The sequence below is a fragment of the Pontibacter populi genome, assembly GCF_040278685.1.
In the GTDB taxonomy this organism is placed as follows: domain Bacteria; phylum Bacteroidota; class Bacteroidia; order Cytophagales; family Hymenobacteraceae; genus Pontibacter; species Pontibacter populi.
The window spans coordinates 344,951-364,498 of record NZ_JBEOKT010000001.1 but is presented as its reverse complement, the minus strand read 5'-3'; the positions used below and the strand labels follow the sequence as shown (position 1 = coordinate 364,498).

The following is a 19,548-nucleotide window of genomic DNA, read 5'->3' as shown; positions in this document are numbered from 1 at the left end:
AAAAATTAATAAGGTTTAGACTTCAAATATAGCGAAATAACTATTATTAATAAAAGCCTATAAGGTTGTATTAAACTATTTTCAAAGCTGATGATGTAACCCTATGAAGTAAAAGCTTTGGCCTGTATAAAAGTGTAAAAGAACACAGCATTTGGGTTTTTAGCAACTACCTGCATTTCCTTTTTCACGTTATCAGCCAGTTCTTCATCTGCGTAACCAGCTTCCAGCAATTGGGGCAATCCGCTTAGCAATAGTTCTGTCCAGTAAGCGATCATTTCGGCGCGTTTGGCCGGGTTGCGGCTGTCTAAATGGAAGGTTTTAGGTTCGGTGGTGATGCGCTGGTACCCAACCGACTGCAGCAGGTTGCCCAGCTTGGCTCCTACAAACGGGTCTCCGCTCATGTCGTATTGCAGGTCGTTAAAGCGCATCCAGTATTGTAGCACGCTCGGCGAGTAAGGCTCTACAAAAAAGCTGGAGTTCAGTACTTCGGTAATAACTATAGGACTGCCTGGTTTCAGTACGCGGCGCACTTCCGATAACACTCTTGCCGGGTCCGGTATGTGTTCCAGCACCCAGCACAAAAAAGCACCATCAAACTCAGCCTGCGACGTAAAGCTCATGTCCATAGCGTTTTCCTGCATCAGTTTAAAGCGGTCTTTGGCGTAAGGCACCGTTTCCAGAAATTTCTGCGCCTGTTCTATCTGTTTATCAGAGTAATCGATGCCAGTTAAGAAAAGGTGCGGGAAACGACGAAGCAATATCTCAGATTGAGCACCCACACCACAGCCTACTTCCAAAAGGTTAGTTACCGTAGAGAAGTCAATATCAGAATAGATCTTATTCTCCATGAAGCGGGCCTGTTTGTAAAGGCGTTGCTGCTCTTCTGTGGAGTAGCCATGCAGGTATTTTTCTTCGGATGGGTCTTGCTGTTTGTCTGCCATAGTTTTATATGCTGATAAAATGTAGCTGCTAATTTATACTTAAAAGTATACTTTAGTACAAAACTATAGTTGCCAGACCTTGCAGCGTCCCCGAAAGCTTTCGGAGCAATCCTCCGCTCCTACAAGCGTCTGGGCTAAAGTTTTCACTGTCATTTCGAACGAAGTGATAAATCTATCTCTACTTATAGTTAATGCTTTCTACAGCTGAAACCAGGCCTTTCCTTTCATAGTTGATACCAATCCTGGGAGCTTTACTTACCTATCGTTTCAATCCAGCTTTGGTGCCCTCACGGCCGGGAGGCCCCGTCTTCGGGCATCGCGCTGCTGATTTGAAGCTACCCTCGTGCCTCGGGTTGGCTGCGCCACCGCAACAAATCAAAGGCGCTCAACCCAAAGACTGAGAAGTTTCGCATAGTAACCGCTGAACTATAGTTTAAACCGGTAAGCTCCGACTTTATCGTAGTTGTATTTCTGTAGGGACAGGTCGCGACCTGTCCGCTCTATACCTGCAGCAATAGAACTATAAAGCAATCTATAGTAGTGGCAGAAAGTCCCCCTTTGAAGGGGGCGAAGGGGGATGTTTAACCGTACTAGATCTCTCACGCTGTTCGAGATGACAAAGTAGAAGGCCAAAAGCTCCCCGCCTTAGACTACCGAGAAGTAAGTTCGAAGGTAGCGAGCGTAGCTCTGAGGGGTTAGGGGTTGTTGGACCACGCCAACTATAAAACTATAACCAGCGCCTTTGCCATTTCTGTCCCTATCGGGCCAGTTGAGTCAGGAGACTCAACATTATCAAAAGTCACGAGTCTGGAGACTCGCGCCAGTAATCGAAGAACGTGCAGGTACTAACTATTACCGCTAAACCTGAAACAGAAAGTAGTGCCCACATCTATAGTTGAATCTACAGTGAGCTTGATCTTATGGAAGCGGGCTACAGTTTGCACGATCGGTAAACCCAGGCCGTAGCTTTCGTTATCGGGACCGTGCAGGCGCTTGAAGCGGTTAAAGATGTTAGGCAGATGATCCTGGGCTATTCCAACGCCTGTGTCAGTAACGCATAGTTCGTAGCCTTTACCTTTTGGTGCACCGCTTATCGTTATACTGCCGTTGGGTTTGTTATATTTTATGGCATTGCTTACCACGTTAAACAGCATCGTGAATAGCAGCGAATAGTTGGCTTGTGGCAATGTCCAGTCGTCTTCAAGGTTAAGGTGCAGTTTTATTTCCTTGGCTTCGGCACGATCCGCAATTTCTTCGGCTACTTCGTTGGCCAGCACGGTTAAGTTTACTTCCTCGTTCTTCAGGTATTGCTCGTTCTCGATGCGGGATATCAGTAAAAGCGCCTGTATGATATTTTTTAACCGGTGAAGTGTTTTTTGATTGTCGACTAGCTTTACCAATAGGTGTTCGGGCATTTCGGGGTCGGTGAGCAGGTTCTCCATACGCGTTTGCAGAATAGAGATAGGCGTTAGCAACTCATGTGACACGTTTCCGATAAACTCTTTTTCTTTCTGAAAAGCATCCTGTATCTGGCCCATCATGTCGTTAATGGCGTTGTTCAGGTACAGGAAATCGGAGGTGGTGGTATTTATAGTTTTGGGCGTGAATGTACTTGGGTGTCCGATCTTCTTCAGGCGCCGGACTATAACTATAAGTGGCTGCAGCAGAATCTTGTTAAAAGCCAGGTCGATGAAAACGGTGATCAGGATAACGGCTGCCAGAAAGTACAGCGCATACTGCTGCATGGTGTTTATGCTTTCCTGTATAGTGTCTATACTCCGGCCAATTTCGAGCAGGTAATAGTTGCCGTCTACCTCAAATGTAAGGCTGAGTACGCGGTACTCTACAATCTCGTTCTCAACTTTGCGCAGCGAGTTCTCCACCGTATCCACAACTATAGGCTCGGGTATCTGCTCTATCGAAATAAACTCTTCCTTCAGCAGGTTATAGCTACCGTAAGCGCCTTCGCTGCCTTCGGCTACAAAGTTACCGATGCCCTGGTTGCTGATGATCTCCAGTACGCTGTCCTTTTTCTCGTTCAGGCGCTTATCGGTGTTAACTATTGCCACACGGTGTATAAGCGGCGGAAGTAGAGCTATTAATAGCAATACCACCACGATCTTGGAAATAGCACTGAAAAGGGTGAGTTTGGATTGGAGCCGCATACTATAACGTTAGCCTGTACCCAACACCACGAACCGTTTCGATCCAGTCGGTAGGGGCGTGGGCGGAGAGCTTTTTGCGCAGGTTTTTAATGTGTACGTCTATGTAATTGGAGTCGTAATCGTCTTCCAGTATGTTGCCCCAGATGTGCTCGGTTAGCTGCAGGCGCGTCATGATGCGGTTTTTGTGCAGCAGCATGTAGTGCAGCAGATCAAACTCCTTTTTAGTTAGCGAAATGTTCTGACCATTATAACTCACGGTGCGGGCCGTACTATCAAGCTCAAACCCATGGAATTCATGCACCGATGATTTTACATTAAATTTACGGCGCGATACGGCCTGCATGCGCGCCTGTAGTTCCAGCAACGAGAATGGTTTTGCCAGGTAATCATCAGCTCCTAACCCAAGTCCTTTTACACGGTCTTCCAGTTCGCCGCGGGCAGTAAGTATAATTACAGCTGGCTCATAGTCGGTTTCGCGGGCTTCCTGCAGCAGGTCCAGTCCATCATAATCAGGCAGGCCAAGGTCCAGCAAAATAAAATCGTAACGGTTTACGGCAATACGCTCCGAAGCATCTTCGCCGTTGCAGGCCCAGTCGCATTTATAGTGTTCCTGCTTCAGGAAGTGCATTAACTCGGCAGCCAGGCCGGCTTCATCTTCTACAACCAGTACGTGCATAGTTTATAGGTATAGTTTAGAACGTAAAGCTTGCTTTTAAAGAATAAAAAGATTGTGCCTTCGATTCGTCGCCTTCCAGTTTGTTAACTGGGATAGAATAACGGTAAGTCGGCTCCAGCTCAAAGTTACCTAACATTACCACCAACGGCACATACAGGTCGTAGCTCAGCACCTGGAATTTATGCTTGGTTGTTGTTGTAGTCGTCGTTTTAGGTTCGTTACCCTTGCCCGGCGTAAGCACATCTTCAAACCAGTCGCCGAGTTCTTTTTTGCGCTCTACGGTATAGGTCTCCGAAAACTCCTGCGTACCGCCGGTGATACCAATTTTCGGGTCAAGGCCAACCGGGTTACGACCTTTCCAGATCGGGTTCAGGCCAATGTAGCGCGAGTTCTCGAACTGCACGATCAGGTCATTGCTCTCCCCGAAAAAGTAGCTGGTGGTGAGTGAACTATACAGGTATTTCCAGTCTAAAGTAGTGTTAAGGGAAGCAGCGTTTTCGGTTACAGATTTTACCATCGGGGCATTCTCGCTGAAGAAAAAACGCGAGTAGCTCAGGTTACCGTTCATACGCTTGCTTATCGGGAAACTATAACCTACCGAAACGTCCGTCTCGTCTATGTAATCTTTGGTATCGAAAAGCTGGTAGCTTGTAGCCGATGCCCAGAAACCCGATGCGTGTGCATAGGTTAAGGTAGCAGCAGCATAAGGATATTTGGTGACCGTGTTACGGCCGTAAAAAGATGAGTTGTTGGCAGCTTCTACAGCCACGTTCCAGGATGCTTTGCGGGTAACAGAGTCTTCTGTTGTTTGGGCATGAGCAGAACCAACAAGCGCCCACGCCAGCATAATCCACAAAATGAGTTGGTTTTTCATGATCGTCAACTATAAAAACAGGACTCCCGGCATAACCGGAAGCCCTGCTTTGATTACTGATTTCTTAGTTTTTACCTACTTTAATACCTGCGCCTACTTTAGCACCGGTGTTTACTTTTACAGGGGCAGCAACGCCACCTTTTTTAAGCACTTTTACCGGGCGGCCAGCGCTTGCCGGTCGGCCAGCAGTTACACGTGCAGCACTTTTTACTTTAGCACCGGCTTCTACTTTTGTTGGCTTATCCTGGCGCTTGGCAGTTGCTACTTCTTTTACAGCCTCGCCTGTAGTAGTTACAGTCGCATCTACACCTTTAGCTGTTTCAGAAACAGTTTTGCCGTGTGTGTCCTTCTGCGTTTTTACTTCTTTAGCAGCTTTCTCTTTTTTCTGCTTTGCTTTTTTGTCGCCTTGCTCGGTTTGCGCATCTATAGTTGTAGCAGCATTCGTTTCGGTTTCAACGGCAGCGTCTACAGATGTTTCGGTGGTTGCTTTTGCGTTTGATGCAGCTACTTCGCTGATGGCTTCGCCTTTTGCTTTGCCACCAACAGCTATAGTTTGTGCAAACTGAGATACTTCCTGGCCGTGGTTCTCTGCTTTTGTTTTTGCTTCAGCGCCAGTCTCTACAGTAGTTTCTATAGTTGACTCACCTTCAGCTTTAACTTTATCCTTTTTCTCTTTTGTCTCTGATTTTTTCTCCTTCAGTTCTTTCTGAGCTTTCTTCTCAGCTTTTTCCTGCTGCTTTTTTGCTTTGGCTTGTGCCTTTGCTTCGGCCTTGGCAGTTGCATCTGCTTTTGTTGCTACTTCGCTTACCAGCGCACCTTTTGTAGTTGACTCAGTAGTGGTAGCAGAAGTTGCGGTTCCGCTTACGGTAGCACCATGTGTATCGGCTTTTACTTTACCGTTTCCTTTTGTAGTTGATTTAACATCAGTTGAAGAAGTTTGGGCAAATGTAGTTGCTGCACTTAGAACAGCTATGGCTACTAGAGTTAATTTTTTCATTTTCGTTTTGTCGTTTTAATAAGATTATGTGTCAAAACTATAATGTCAAGATGAAGACAAAATGAAGAAATGCTTTTTTTGAAAATTTTTTAAAATATCTTTTTCGGAAAGACTCAATGCCTAACAAAATTCAGAGATAAACATTCCTTTTAATAGCTGTAGAGGCCATTTCTATTGTTGATCGAACATCAGAGAATAAAAAAAGGCATCTGAAATTATTTAAAAAAAATTTCTCGGAAGCTGTAGCTATAGTTAGTTAAGCGGTTTGGTAAGGTCGAAATCTGCCTGGTAACGCATTTTACCATCACGCTTTAAAATGTAGCTGAATATTTTTCCGTCAGGGCTAATGGCCATGGTCCATTCGTTGGTAGCGGCGGCAGGTATTAATTCCGCCGTGTAAGTGTCAGCAGGAAAACGTTGTTGCAATGCATCAGGCGCCTGGGTAGATATACCGCCATACATCGTGATCTCATCCGGGGTGCCGTCTTCGTGGCGATGATCGTGTTTCAGTTGAAGGCCTTCGGGCAAGCGGGTAAGTACCCAGGTGCGCGAGCGGTCTTCGCCCACAGAGAACGGAATACGGGTTTCTGTATCTGAGCAGGTTTGCACGTGCATTACAAGCGCTTTGCCAGCAAAAGGATCGGTGCCATCAGAAGGAAATATAGTTGTACCCGCATAAGATTTGACGCAGTGTGCAGCCAGTAAACCCTGAAAAGTTTCAGCTGAAGATGAAGCAGGAGTTTTAGAAGTTCCGCAACCGGCAAGCAGGGCTATTGATAACAGGAGTATGATGAATCGGCTCATAAGTAGGTTATAAAGCACAGATGAATTGAAGGCAAATTAGTTAATTGTTTTGGATCGGGAAAAGCCTTTTGTGGAATGTAGTTTTTAAAACTACAGTAAGATAGCAGTGCAAGGTTAGAGTTGCTGACTTTAAGAAAGGGCCATTGTTGGTGTTTTCATAATAGCCGTCAAGCTAAAAGGAATAAAATGCTGTTTCGGACATCTGTGTCCGGAACTGTAACTGCTGCGGACATCCTTGTCCGCATAAATGGAAGGATGATCTACGGGGACTTGGAAGTCCCCGGCAGAGTGCTTTCGGACTCGGAAGTCCGAAAGAGCATTAAAATGTAGTTTTGATCTATAGTTGGGGCAGATAAAGGAAACTATAGTTGCGCGATCTTTTCGGCAGCTTTGGCTACTACCAGTTTTTCAGATCTGAAAGCAAGTAGTTGTTGGGCCTGGTTAATCTCTACCCAGCGGGCTTCGTTCACTTCCCAGTCGTGGTCTTGTATGTTGCCGGAACTATAGCGGAGCAGGAAGAAGTAAACGAACTTATGAAAGCGCACGCGCTGGCTGCCTTTGTTACCGACATACCAGTATTCAATCTTGTCGAGCTGCTCCAGTAATTCAGTGGTAAGCCCGGCTTCTTCCTGCACTTCGCGCAGGGCGGTTACTTCGGGTGTTTCGCCGGGGTCTACAATGCCTTTCGGTAATTGCCAGCGGTTATCTTTGCCCACTGCAATCAGAGCCACATCTATAGTTGTCCCCGTTTTGCGGTAAGCAACACCACCCGCCGAAACCTGGTCTACAACAGGTAGTTTGGGTTTGCCATCGGTTGGGGCCGCTGCTTTTTCTGTCACAATTATAAACCGGCGTTACTGCTATCAGGAAGTTGCTTCTTTTGTTCGCTAAGCCACTGCAGGCTTGGGTTATAGGCCATATCGTGCACACCATAATACAACACCAGGTCCACTACACCAGACTTTTTAGTGTACATTACCTTTGGGTCTTTCGGGCCGAAATATTTACTGGGGCCATCGCTCACCATTTCTTTCGGCACTTCCTTGTTTATCACCAGCGAATCCATTTGCCACTGCGGTATCTGGTCTGCCGAATCGACAAGCATGTTAAAAGCACGCACCGAATGATCTGGCGGTACGAGTACATCTATAGTTCCGTGGGCTAAAAATACGGGCACACCTTTGGCATTTTGCAGGTAAGAGCTCGGGCTGCGTTCCAGGCATTCTGCAGCTGCATCGGTGCCGGGTATTGGTTCGCCGCCGCAGGCTGTAACTATATGGCGGTTATAGTCGCGGTGCGGGTAGTTCTGGCTGAATTTATACCAATCAACCAAATTAAAAACAGGTACCCAGGCCACTACGCCAGCCCAGATATTCGGGTGCTTACCGGCTGCCACCAACGCCGTCATAGCTCCACCCGACGAACCCACAATATAGATTCTGGATGGGTCGATGTTGGCGCTGCCTTTTGCGAAATTCACGGCATCTACAATATCCTGAATGGCCACATCGGATGCCATGGCATCGGGGTGTTTAAAGGCGCCGCGGTAATTTGGTTGTATAAAAACCCAGTCGTTTAGTTTGGCCCAGATGGCATACGGTATGCTTACCACCTGCAAATACTCACTGCTCCAACTGTGCAGCACTACCAGTAAGGGTTTCTTTTCTGATGATCCTGAATCGTAAAATAAGGCAGGTTGTTTTTTAGCGTCGACGGTTGAGGTGATGGAGATTTTTTCTATCTCCGGGATCTTTTTCTTCCAATCGGCCAGGCTTTCGTCGGCTACTTTACCGGGGTATTGTTTGGTGGTGGTGTATTGGGTAAGGCGGTCGCCTTTGTGGTATATTTTTTTGTTTTTGTTCTTGTTGCAGGCAGTAGCAAATACCAGTAGCAAAATAACAAACAGGCAATGTATAATTTTAGACTTGTGCCAGGTCAGGGTGTGCATGTAGCAGGCTGTAACTTTAAAAGGAGATTAGTTAAAACTGATTTTAGAACGATTTGTTGCGTAATTGCAGGCAGGTACTTTAAAAATATCTGCAAAGCTATACTTCTTTTTAAAATTACAGCACGCTGAACGATAAACCTGCGTTACCAACTATAGCCAAAAGCTGCTAACTTGCCTGTTACCTTACTGTATTTATAGTTGATGAAAAACATCCTGAAGAACTACCGACGCAGGCTCCTGAACCTGAGCTCCGGCAACAAAGCCTTGCTGTTGCTGCGCCTGCAAAAGGAGCTGCACTTGGATGTGGAGTCGCTGGATTTTATAGTTGGGTCACCGGCTTTTTCTATAGTTGAGAAACTGGTATCAGGAGCTAAGAAAATAATTTTAAGCCCCGTTGCCGACAGCCGCTACGAGCCTGTTGCTGCCGTTAGCAAACGCCTGCGCTACATAAAACGCCGTTCCGACATGATTCTGGAAGAGCGCGGCAGCGAAGAACTATACATTGGCTGGCCATTTGTGCATGGCATGTTTGCTGATGGCACCGTGGTGCGTTGTCCGCTTTTTTTATTCCCGGTAGCGTTGCAGGTAAATGCTGCCCAGGAGTGGGAAGTAGTACAAAGCACCACCCAGCCACCGCGTTTTAACCAGAGCTTTTTACTAGCCTACGCACACTATAACAACACACTTTTAGCAGAGAATTTACTGGAACTGGATGTCAGCACGTTGCCCACGCATCCGCTTGAATTCCGGACGCAGGTTTACGAACTATTGAAGACAGAGCAACTGGCCATACACGCCAGTCGGGAATTTTTTGCGGATAAACTGAAGCCTTTCCGGGATTATAAAAAAGCAGAATACGAAGCCGATCTGAAACCTGGGCAATTATTCCTGGAGCCGGAAGCTGTGCTGGGAATTTACCCGCAGGCCGCGTCGTATTTGTTAGCCGATTACGATGCCTTGCTGGAGCGCGACGACCTGCAGACGATGGAGGACCTGTTTGTATCTCCTGAAACTCCGACGCAGGCCACGCAGGCGCAGCATACGTTTACGGTTTTTAAAATGGATGCCTCGCAGGAAGCCGCCTTGCAGCAGGTAAAACAAGGAAGATCTGTAGTGGTGCAGGGACCGCCGGGTACCGGTAAATCGCAACTCATTTGTAACCTGGTTTCGGATTTTACAGCGCGTGGCAAAAAGGTATTGGTGGTAAGCCAGAAACGCGCCGCGCTGGATGTGGTACACAAACGTTTGTCCGGGGAAGGGCTGGGTGTATTTGCTGCGCTGGTGCACGATATCAACGCCGACCGCAAAAGCATTTTCCAGCAACTGCAACTACAGATAGACCAACTGCCGGAATATAAAAAGCAAAACCTGGCACTCAATAGCATCTACACCGATCGTACTTTCCTGGAAGTGAGCCGTGGCATAAACCGTTGCATCGAAAAACTAGAGCAATTTAAAGCTGCGCTTTTTAGTATAGGTCTTTGTGGCTGGTCTGCTAAGGAACTATACCTGCGCAGCAATTTACAGCACCCGCATATTTCACTGTCAGCAAACTATAAATTCTTTACCGCAACTATAGTAGCCGAGTTTTTGCCGCGCCTGCGCCAGTTTCTGCACCAGGCTATCGTTTATGATCATCAGGATTTCACATGGAAAAACAGGCATAGCTTTAAAAACTATGGTTGGCCGCAACGCCAGGAACTGGAACAAACTATAAACCAACTGCCGGAGCAACATGCGGCTTTACAGCAAAAAGTAAGTGTACTAAGCGGCTTTAGTTTTGGGCTGGACGATCTGGAAAAGTATAAACTGGCGCTCCCCACTATAACCGAAATTCAAGGGCTTTTGGACCAGGAGAATGTACCAGAAACGTTGCAAAATCTTCTGAAAAGCAACTCCAAAGAAATAACCCAACAAGTACAGCAACTAAAAGAACTATACCTGGTTTGCCCTGCCCCGGATGCTGCTTTACCTGCCGCGGATCTGCCAACTATAAAACAGGCTATAGTTACGTTTGAGCAACAGCAGGACAACTTTTTTAAAACGATAAGCTGGGCTTTTTCATCAGATAAAAAAGTACTGAAAAAGGCACTTGCAAACTATAAGCTGGAGCTGAACGAAGCCGGAGTAGGGGAGCTGCAACGCAGAATAGCATTACGCGAGCAAGCTGAAAACCTGATGCAATCCATCAACCAAACTATAGTTACTAATTTTAAAATCGAAGCTTATCCGAACCGGGTTATAGAGCAAGTAGCAACTATAGAAAAAGCCCTGCAGGCACAGAAACTACTCAAAAAACTGCACCGCGAAAAAGTACTGCACGAGAAGCTGCTGCTTACTATAGACCTGCCACAACACCTGCAAACGGTAACGCAAACTATAGCCGAACTGCAGGCAAACTATAGTCACTGGCTGAAATGGCTGACCGGATTACAGGTAAAGCAGTTGCTTGCTGATTGTAACTATAAAACCGCCTTACTGAAAGACCTTTTGGAGCATTTTGAGCAGCTGGTAGCGCACGATGCGCTGGTAGCAGACTTTACAGATGCTGAACGTGAAGTAGCTTACCAATTACTATCCCAAACTATAGTTTCGGCTACCCAAGGCGAGCAACTTTTTCTGAACAGCTTGTACCTGGACTGGCTCCATGAGATAGAAAACCAGCACCCGGAACTACGCATGGCATCGAGCGGCGAACTGGAAAACCTGGAACTGGAACTGCAGCACTTACTGAACGAAAAACAGCGCCTGAGCCAGGAAATTGTGCTGTCGAAGTTGCGGGAACAGACCTATGCCGATATGGAATTTAACCGGTTGGGTAATGCGGTAACCTACCGCAGGTTGCAGGCGCAGGTTAGTAAAAAACGCAGCCTTTACCCGATCCGGAAGTTATTTTCGCTGTTCCAGGATGAGATACTGAGCCTGGTGCCGTGCTGGCTGGCTTCCCCGGAAACAGTGTCGGCAGTGCTGCCGCTGGAGCGCTGTTTTGATGTGGTGATCTTTGATGAGGCATCGCAATGTTTTGCAGAAACAGGTATACCCGCTATGCTGCGCGGCGCACAGGTAGTAGTAGCCGGCGATGAGCAGCAGCTCAAACCGTCAGACCTGTACCGTGCCCGCTGGAGCGATGCCACCGATGAAGAAGCGGAAGAACTGTCTGCCGAATCGTTGTTGCAGTTGTGTAGTTTGTATTTGCCGCAAACCATGCTTACGCAGCATTACCGCAGTCATTTTCCGGAACTGATCGAGTTTTCGAACCAGCATTTCTACCGCAGCAAACTTGAGCTGATACCTGACCTGAAGGAAATAAACACAGCTAAACCTGCCATAGAATACCTGAAAATTAACGGCCTGTGGGAGCAAAACAGCAACCTGCCGGAAGCTGAAAAAGTAGTGGAATTGATATTGGATCTGCTACAAAAAGGGCAGCAGGATGTTGGCGTGATCACGTTTAACTATAACCAGCAAATGCTGGTGCAAGACCTGCTGGAAGAGCGCGCGCAACAACAGACTATAATGCTTCCGCCAACTGTGCTGGTAAAAAATATCGAGAACATGCAGGGCGATGAAAAGGATGTGATCATACTTTCGGTGGGATATGCGCCGGATGAAAAAGGTAGATTTGCCATGCAGTTTGGTAGCCTGAACCAGGCCGGCGGCGAGAACAGGTTGAACGTTGCGGTTACGCGGGCCAAGCGCAAAATTATAGTTGTAGCCAGTATAATCCCGGAGCAACTGCACGTAGAGTATACCCAGCACCATGGCCCGAAACTACTGAAACAATACCTGCACTATGCGCGGCAAGTGAGCCAGGGCAACTTCAGCTATCAGCCAAAACTACAGCCTATGCCAACCCAGGTTCCGTTGCTGAAAGAACAACTGGTACAGGCAATTCCGGCTCTGCAGCCACGGGTGCCATTCGCGGACCTAACCTTAACCAACAACCACAACTATACAGCAGCTATTCTTACTGACGATGACCTGTACTATAGTCATGTGTCGGTCAGGCATTCGCATGCCGATGTGCCGCAGCTATTGCAGCAACGCCATTGGCCTTATCAAAAAGTGTATAGTCGCCAGTTCTGGGAAAATCAATCCAACGTATTTATCCGGATGCAGCAGCTCGGCTTAAGCTTATCTTAAATGCTTTGCAGGTCAACAGGAAGGAAGCGATAGTTAAATGTGTAGCCCTGCGGATTGATCTTAAAATTGATCTCGAATTTCTGCCTGATTGGCTTACCATCTAACGTAGCTGGCTCCAGCAGCGGCAGATTCTTTAATTCGCGGGCCATAGCAGCTACAACACGTTCATTAAAAGCATTTTTATAACTCAGGTTGCTGATGCGGCCGTTCTCATTTACCTCACCTTCAAAGGTTACCTCGCTGTTATACAGTTTCAGGTTTACACCACTCAACGACTTCGAGATTCTACGGCCTATTTCTTTACTGAAGGCATCCAGGCCATTTCGGTAGTGTGCACCTATTACTAAACCATGCTTTAAAGTTGAGCCGCAGGGTTCAGAGGATATGAAAAACTGCTCGATGTTCAGGAATGGAAACGCCTTGTTATCGAACCACACAATTCTCGATTCATCAGTATAGGCTCCGGTTACGCCATTTCCTTTCTTAAACTGGCCGTCTTTAAACTTCTCGCTCAGGTAAACAACTTTCGTTCTGTCGAGCGGGTTAACGGAGCGCCACGTTCCCTCTGGTTTTCCGTTTAGTAGCTCGCCGCTCCAGGTTAGTATGCTTGCCGTAACTTCGTATTTGCCATTGCCATTTGTTACTGTTTGTTTCCCGGTTTCATCCCAGGCCTCTTGTATCAGCAGCTCGCCATCTTTTACAGTGAATTTTAGCTTCGGATCTCCGCTCTCGTAAAACACCCTCCAGTCTCCGGTAAATTTGTTGTCCGTAAAACTACCTGCAGCGCGTAACTTTCCGTTAGGATAGTAGAACTCGAAGGGTCCGGTTTTTAAACCAGCTGTTGTATAAGCACCGCGCCCAAGCACCTGCTCCGGGTTGGTGGGGCTAACATCGGTAAAGTTGCCGTAAAAAATTTTCTGCTGATAGTTGTAGCGCGATTGGCGTGTTATCTCAGCACAGTTGCTTTCGGTGATCAGGTAGTTGCTGTTCATCGGGATGTGCACGCTGTCGCGGTCGATGTGTTTTATCTGGATATTACGCGGCACACGTTGCTGTGCCTGAACCCCGAAATGAACGATAACAAATAAAAAGGGTGTAAGTAAAGCTGTTTTCAAAAGGATATAGTTTATAGTTTTGGATAAACAAATAAAGTAAATATACAGCTAATGTTATATTTATTTGACCTGATTTATTCAACTTAGCTGTCACTTTACTTGCCATTACTCTCCATGCTCATAAAACTTTTTACGCTTTATGTTTACCTGCAATCTGCGCTTTGTGGCTGCGGACCCGACAGGCGTAACAGCGATTTCGAACGGCTCCGGAAAGAGTATAAAGTAACTATAGATAAGATTGGGCAACTGGATATCCGGATAAAAGAAAGCTCCGGGCTTGCCCGCGCCACCGACTCTATTTTTATAACGCACCCCGATGGCGGTTCGGCACCCGAACTATACCTGGCTAACCTGAAAGGCGAGTTGCTGCAAACGATATCACTACCTATAGCTAATAAAGATTGGGAAGACCTGGCCCAGGATGAAAATGGCAATTTGTACATCGGGGATTTCGGGAATAACGCCAACCAGCGTCGTGACCTGAAGATCTATAGTTTAGATGGAGCTAGCAAAAAGGTAACTGATACGATCGCCTTCAGTTTTGCAGACCAGGCTGAGTTTCCGCCGCCACGCCACCGTCAGCACTACGACCTCGAAGCCTTTTTTTACAGTAACGATTCACTCTACTTATTTACCAAAAGCAGGGCTTCCAAAAGTATCACGCAACTATACAAACTGCCTGTTTCAGGTGCTGAACAAACTATAGTTCCTTCCGGAAAAATAAGGGTAAAGTCTCCGGTCACAGCGGCTGATATTGCGGCTGAATCTAACCTGTTTGCATTGCTGGGCTATGGTCGTTTGTACTTGTTTAAACCCGACGGAGAAACTATAAGCTTTAATGGGAAACGCTATTGCTTACCGGTTGGCAGAACCGGGCAGGCCGAAGCAGTACTTTTTATCTCACAGGAACAACTGTTGATCACCAACGAAAAAGGCAAACTATATTTAATAACGATCCGACCTAAAAAAACTGCAACCGATTAACTATAGCTAACAGTTCTTCATCCTGAAAAGCAACTGTACCGTACCTATAGCTAAAGAACAAAATCAGATACTTATGCAGCAGACGATATTAGTTACCGGAGCTACAGGCACGGTGGGCAGAGAGGTGGTAAAGCAACTTTCGATGCTCGACGGGATACGGGTTAGGGCAGGAGTGCATTCCGTGATAAAAGGTGAAAACCTGCGCCGGCTACCCGATGTGGAAGTAGTGGAAATGGAATTTACAGATCCCGATTCGCTACACGCCGCCTTTACACATGCCGATAAAGTTTTCCTGGTTACGCCCTTTTCTGAGGGCCAGGTGGAGATGGCTAAAAAGCTGATTGACGAAGCAAAGAAACGAGGCGTAAAGCACATTGTGAAATTGTCGGCGATAGGAGCCGGAGACGAAAATGCGATTCAACTCTGCCGCTGGCACCGCGACATAGAACAATACATAGAGCAAAGTGGGATACCCTATACCTTTCTGCGGGCCGCCTCTTTTATGCAGAATTTCGAGAACTATAGTTCGCCAACTATAAAATCGGAAGGAAAGATCTACATGCCGACCGGCGACGGAAAAGTAGCCTACATAGATGCCCGCGACATAGCCGCCGTAGCTATAGCTGTGCTAACAAACGATGGCCACGAGAACAAGATCTACGACCTTACCGGTCCGGAAGCGATATCGGTGAGCGAAGTTGCGGATACGATAAGTCTGGTAACAGGCAGGCAGGTAGATTTTGTGGATGTGCCCGAGGAGGATGCGCGTAAAAGTATGCAGCAACAACAAACTCCCGACTGGATGATAAACTCGCTGCTGGAACTATACGGGCAGCATCGTGCCGGCAAATCAGCAGAGGTAAACAGCAGTGTAGAAGAACTTACAGGCCACAAGCCACACACATTCCGGCAGTTTGTAAAAGAGTATAAAGAGTGTTTTGTGTAAGTGCTACCATCAGAAAAGAACACACATAAAAAAGCCACTCCCTAGTTCAGGAGTGGCTTTTTCTATCGTTTAAAAATCAGTACTGATTAATAGTCAGTTTCCGGATTACGGTAACGGTCGCTGCGGCGTGTCTCAAAACGATCGCTGTCGTGACTCTGGCTGCGGCCTTGCTGTCCGCTGCTGCCATAACCACTAATGTTATCGCGTGAGCCGGAGCCACGGTTATCACTGTAGTAAGAGGTGTTGCTATCCATAGAACCATAACGGCTCTGGTCGCCGCTACGGCCACCTTGCTCATAGCCACCTTCTCTGTAACCGCCCTGGCTGCTTCTGCCCTGCGATGAGCCATAGCCACCGTGGCTTGAGCTGCCTGAACCGTAACCACCGCTCATGCCGCGGCTATAGTTGCTGTCGCCGTAGCCTCCCTGGCTGCCATAGCTACCCTGCGAGCTTCCGCGCGAAGAGCCATAACCACCTTGCCCGTAATCGCTCTGAGAGCCACTACGACCTGAAGATGAACCATAACCACCCTGGCCATAGTTGCCACCCTGTGAGCCTTGGCGTGAAGAACGGTACTCATCGTTATAAGAACCGCCTCTTGAGCCATAACCACCTTGTGAGCCATAGCCGCCCTGCATAGAGCTCTGAGAATCCCAGCCTCTCTGCGAGCCACGGTCATCTCTGTCGTACTCGCTCATGCCTCTTGATGAACCATAGCCCATAGAGCCATAGCGATCTGAATCGCGATCGTGTGAGCCATAACCACCCTGCATACCAGATCTGGAAGAACCTGAACCTGTCATGCTGGAACCATAGCCACTCTGTCCGCTGCCATAGCCACCCTGCGATGAACCATAACGGCCGCTCTGCGAGCCATAGTCGCCTTGTGAGCTACCACGACCTGATGATGAGCCATAGTTGCCTTGCGAAGATGAACGATAGTCTGAATCACGGTCGGAACTATAAGTGCCTTGTGATGAGCCGTAACCGCCCTGGCCGCTTCTTTGTCCCTGAGATGAGCCATAACCACCCTGGTTGCCCATTCCGGAAGAACTCTGTCCGCCGAAGCTGCTCTGGCCACCGTATCCGCCCTGCGATGATGAACCATAGTTAGAACGGCTTTCGCCTCTTGTAGCATTGTAGCTGCCCATGCCGCCCTGGTCGTTCATTACACCATAGCCGCCCTGCTCGTCGCCTTCTCTGTCGGAGTAGCCGCCTTGTGCGCCGCTATAGCTGCCATAAGAACCCTGCGAATATGTATCCTGACTTCTTACACGGTTACCTTCCATGCCGCCCTGGTTGCCATAGTTGTAGCCACCCTGGCTGCCCCAGTTCTCAGAACCTGAGCCACGCTGCGAACCATAGTTGCCCTGAGAAGATGAACCATAACCACCATGGCTACCATAGCCGCCCTGCTGCGAGCTTCCGCCACGCTGCTGCGAACCATAATCGCCCTGGTAACCATAGCCGCCCTGGCCGCCATAGTTGCCGTGCTGCGAACCGTAGCCATAACCACCCTGCGAACCATAACCGCTTTGCTGGCCACTCTGCGAACCATAGTTACCCTGGTTGCCATAGTTGCCCTGCGATGATGATCCGAAGTCGCCTTCGTAACCATAGTTGCTATTGCCACCCTGCTGCTGCGAGCTGCCGGTGCTCATAGAACCATAGCCGCCCATACCAGATTCGCCTGATTGGCTTGAGCCAGATGTAGATGGACCTGAAGTGGAGCTTTTACCTGATTTTGAAGAAGTAGACTTGGCTTTGGTGCCTGTAGTTGATTTAGCTTTAGCAGATGTAGAACCGGAACCGGTTGAAGTTGATTTGCTGCTTTTGCCTGAAGAGGTTGATTGTGATGGAAGATTGGAGCCTGATAAGCTTGAACCGGAAGAGCCTGAGCCTGACTTAGCACTTGATCCTGAACCCGATCTGGAACTTGATCCTGATGATCCCATTCCTGATCCTGAACTTAATCCTGAGTTACCTGAGCTGCTGCCCATTCCTGTATTGTTACCCATCGATGATGAGTCTGAAGATCCTGATGTGCTACCCGACGACATGTTGCCGGATGATTGATTTTTCTCGTTGTCTTTCATAGTTAAAATCTCCTGGATTTATATAGTTAAAAAAATAGGAACGTTTTAAGCAGATGCTGGAGCAGTGTTACTTTTCCGGCATCGGCTTTGGTGTTTGTTAAACCTTATAAGTAAGTAATGTTAACTACTCATTTTAGTGTAACAGAACGTTTTAGCTATACGAGCTTGGTGTAACATGGTTATTGCTATATGGCAATAGAAGCAACCGAAATAGGCTTTTAAACAGAAATAGGCTAGGGTTAAGAGCAACTATAGGAGAGAAGGCGCAACTGCTTTTTTGAAAATATTTTAAAAATAAATTAACTGAATATCGCAGGTATTTGCCAGTGTTTGTTACCTTTACGCCAATTAATTAAATTCATTATCATGCAAACAGGTAAAGTAAAATTCTTTAACGTATCAAAAGGTTTCGGATTCATCATCGCTGACGATACAAATCAGGAAATCTTCGTTCATCAGACAGGCTTAACTCACGAGATCCGTGAGAACGACCGTGTGTCTTATGAAGTTAAAGACGGAAAAAAAGGATTGAATGCTATTAACGTAGAGAGAATCTAAGTTAGAAAATATATAAGCCTTCGGGCTCATTCATCTATTTTAGCCCGCTCAGGAAACTGAGCGGGTTTTTTATTGGACATTCTTTTTTTCGCGGTTGTTTTCTTCGCCTTTTTCCAGCCCTTCCTGAATCAGCTCGTTTGCTTCCTCGTGGTCTTCGGGTTCAGCTACCGGCACATCCTGTTCTTCTTCGCGCTCCGGTTCATAGTTAAGCGTTATAATTATCGGGAAGTGGTCAGAGCCAAATTTTTCGAGACGGCGAAGGCCCAGTAGCCTGAAAGCAGGATCGTAAAATACGTGATCCAAGGGATATCGGAACAGCGGAATGTATGCGTTGTAAGTGTTGAAAAATCCACGGCCAACACGTGGGTCCAGCAGGCCGCTTATCTGCTTAAACAGTTTTGTGGTCCTGGACCAGGCCACGTCGTTCAGGTCGCCGGCTACTACCGATGGTACCTTGGTTTTCTTCACCATTTTAGCTACCAGCAACAGTTCTGCTTCACGGGTCTCGGTATCTTTCATCAGGCGCGGCGGCTGTGGGTGCACGGTATACAAGTCAAACTTATCACCGCTCTCTAATTCTACTACGGTGTAAAAAGAGGGGATGCCATCTTCCACCAAAAAGCGCACTTCACTGTTCGAGAGTTTCAGTTTGCTGAACAGCATCATGCCGTATGTATTGTCCAGCAGTTTCTTTATACTATACGGGTAGCGCTCATCAAACTCTTTTCTAACGCTCTCGTGCCAGGCTTCATCGGGTTCGTTCATCACCAGAATATCCGGATGCTCTTTTAGTGCCAGTTTCAGAAACTCCTGATGCTTTTTATTTACCATGCGCACATTCGCGATCATCATAGTAAAGGCATTGGCAGGTTTTTTCTTTTCAGAGCGGAGAGCTTCAACGCGGGCAAGCGGCGTAAAAAAATAGATGTACCTTACCTCGTTCAGGATGGCGATAACCCACAAAGCGATCATTGCGATCTCGGAGGTGGTCCAGGTGGCGTATTGTAAACTATAGGCTGCAACTATAACCGTTAATATCACGGCTATATGCAACCTCGGGAAGTCCATTACTCTAACCCACCACCACGGAACTTTCAGGAAGGGCAGAAAAGAAAATAAAGTGAACGTGAATCCAAGTATTATAAGGGTAAGCTCCATTGCTGCGTAGGTTTTTCGTGCTTTTTATAGATAAACTATAGTATTGTGAGGTATACTACGCAGCAAGTGCAATTTTGATTAAATCATAAAAACAAAGTCCCCGGTACAGGCCAATGCTGCACCGGGGACTTTCTGAAACTATA

General features: G+C 47.2%; 15 protein-coding genes. 4 read left to right on the top strand and 11 right to left on the bottom strand.

Annotated elements, in window-relative coordinates; all coding sequences use genetic code 11:
- Nucleotides 1-101: 101 nt before the first annotated feature.
- From ABS362_RS01500 to ABS362_RS01465, 8 genes are all read right to left on the bottom strand, one after another.
- Nucleotides 102-941: a class I SAM-dependent methyltransferase gene (locus ABS362_RS01500; RefSeq protein ID WP_350410361.1), complete on the bottom strand. Its 840-nt coding sequence runs from the start codon at nt 939-941 to the stop codon at nt 102-104.
- A gap of 845 nt (nt 942-1,786) precedes the next feature.
- Nucleotides 1,787-3,106 carry a sensor histidine kinase gene (locus ABS362_RS01495; protein WP_350410360.1) on the bottom strand — a complete coding sequence of 440 codons (1,320 nt, stop codon included), beginning with the start codon at nt 3,104-3,106 and terminating at the stop codon, nt 1,787-1,789.
- A gap of 1 nt (nt 3,107) precedes the next feature.
- Nucleotides 3,108-3,782 carry a response regulator transcription factor gene (locus ABS362_RS01490; RefSeq protein WP_162347648.1) on the bottom strand — a complete coding sequence of 225 codons (675 nt, stop codon included), beginning with the start codon at nt 3,780-3,782 and terminating at the stop codon, nt 3,108-3,110.
- A gap of 16 nt (nt 3,783-3,798) precedes the next feature.
- Nucleotides 3,799-4,656, bottom strand: a complete 858-nt coding sequence (locus tag ABS362_RS01485; RefSeq protein ID WP_350410358.1) for a TorF family putative porin — start codon at nt 4,654-4,656, stop codon at nt 3,799-3,801.
- Between the two features lie 64 nt (nt 4,657-4,720).
- Nucleotides 4,721-5,653 (bottom strand): hypothetical protein, encoded by a 933-nt coding sequence (locus ABS362_RS01480; protein WP_350410357.1) that lies wholly within the window; start codon nt 5,651-5,653, stop codon nt 4,721-4,723.
- 252 nt (nt 5,654-5,905) lie between these two features.
- Nucleotides 5,906-6,457, bottom strand: coding sequence for a hypothetical protein (locus tag ABS362_RS01475; RefSeq protein ID WP_350410356.1), 552 nt, complete (start codon nt 6,455-6,457; stop codon nt 5,906-5,908).
- A gap of 362 nt (nt 6,458-6,819) precedes the next feature.
- Nucleotides 6,820-7,296, bottom strand: coding sequence for an NUDIX hydrolase (locus tag ABS362_RS01470; RefSeq protein WP_350410354.1), 477 nt, complete (start codon nt 7,294-7,296; stop codon nt 6,820-6,822).
- Between the two features lie 2 nt (nt 7,297-7,298).
- Entirely contained in the window at nt 7,299-8,405 is a 1,107-nt protein-coding gene (locus ABS362_RS01465; protein ID WP_350410352.1) for an alpha/beta hydrolase family protein, read from the bottom strand.
- A gap of 201 nt (nt 8,406-8,606) precedes the next feature.
- Here ABS362_RS01465 and ABS362_RS01460 point away from each other — a divergent pair, with 201 nt between their 5' ends.
- Nucleotides 8,607-12,548 (top strand): AAA domain-containing protein, encoded by a 3,942-nt coding sequence (locus ABS362_RS01460; protein ID WP_350410350.1) that lies wholly within the window; start codon nt 8,607-8,609, stop codon nt 12,546-12,548.
- Here ABS362_RS01460 and ABS362_RS01455 read toward each other — a convergent pair.
- Nucleotides 12,545-13,663: a toxin-antitoxin system YwqK family antitoxin gene (locus ABS362_RS01455; RefSeq protein WP_350410348.1), complete on the bottom strand. Its 1,119-nt coding sequence runs from the start codon at nt 13,661-13,663 to the stop codon at nt 12,545-12,547. The two genes, ABS362_RS01460 and ABS362_RS01455, sit on opposite strands and share 4 nt — an antisense overlap.
- A gap of 114 nt (nt 13,664-13,777) precedes the next feature.
- Here ABS362_RS01455 and ABS362_RS01450 point away from each other — a divergent pair, with 114 nt between their 5' ends.
- Nucleotides 13,778-14,647 (top strand): SdiA-regulated/phytase-like domain-containing protein, encoded by an 870-nt coding sequence (locus tag ABS362_RS01450; protein WP_350410346.1) that lies wholly within the window; start codon nt 13,778-13,780, stop codon nt 14,645-14,647.
- 73 nt (nt 14,648-14,720) lie between these two features.
- Nucleotides 14,721-15,593, top strand: coding sequence for an SDR family oxidoreductase (locus ABS362_RS01445; RefSeq protein WP_350410344.1), 873 nt, complete (start codon nt 14,721-14,723; stop codon nt 15,591-15,593).
- An 86-nt stretch (nt 15,594-15,679) separates the two neighbouring features.
- On the opposite strand, the gene ABS362_RS01440 is transcribed toward ABS362_RS01445, so the two are convergent.
- On the bottom strand, nt 15,680-17,689 hold the full coding sequence (locus tag ABS362_RS01440) for a hypothetical protein (RefSeq protein WP_350410342.1): 2,010 nt from the start codon (nt 17,687-17,689) through the stop codon (nt 15,680-15,682).
- Between the two features lie 366 nt (nt 17,690-18,055).
- Here ABS362_RS01440 and ABS362_RS01435 point away from each other — a divergent pair, with 366 nt between their 5' ends.
- A complete protein-coding gene (locus ABS362_RS01435; RefSeq protein WP_162347658.1) occupies nt 18,056-18,247 on the top strand; it encodes a cold-shock protein in 192 nt (63 codons plus the stop codon).
- 69 nt (nt 18,248-18,316) lie between these two features.
- Here the strand turns inward: ABS362_RS01435 and ABS362_RS01430 are convergent, their stop codons facing one another.
- Nucleotides 18,317-19,405, bottom strand: a complete 1,089-nt coding sequence (locus tag ABS362_RS01430) for an endonuclease/exonuclease/phosphatase family protein (protein ID WP_350410340.1) — start codon at nt 19,403-19,405, stop codon at nt 18,317-18,319.
- Between the last annotated feature and the right edge of the window lie 143 nt (nt 19,406-19,548).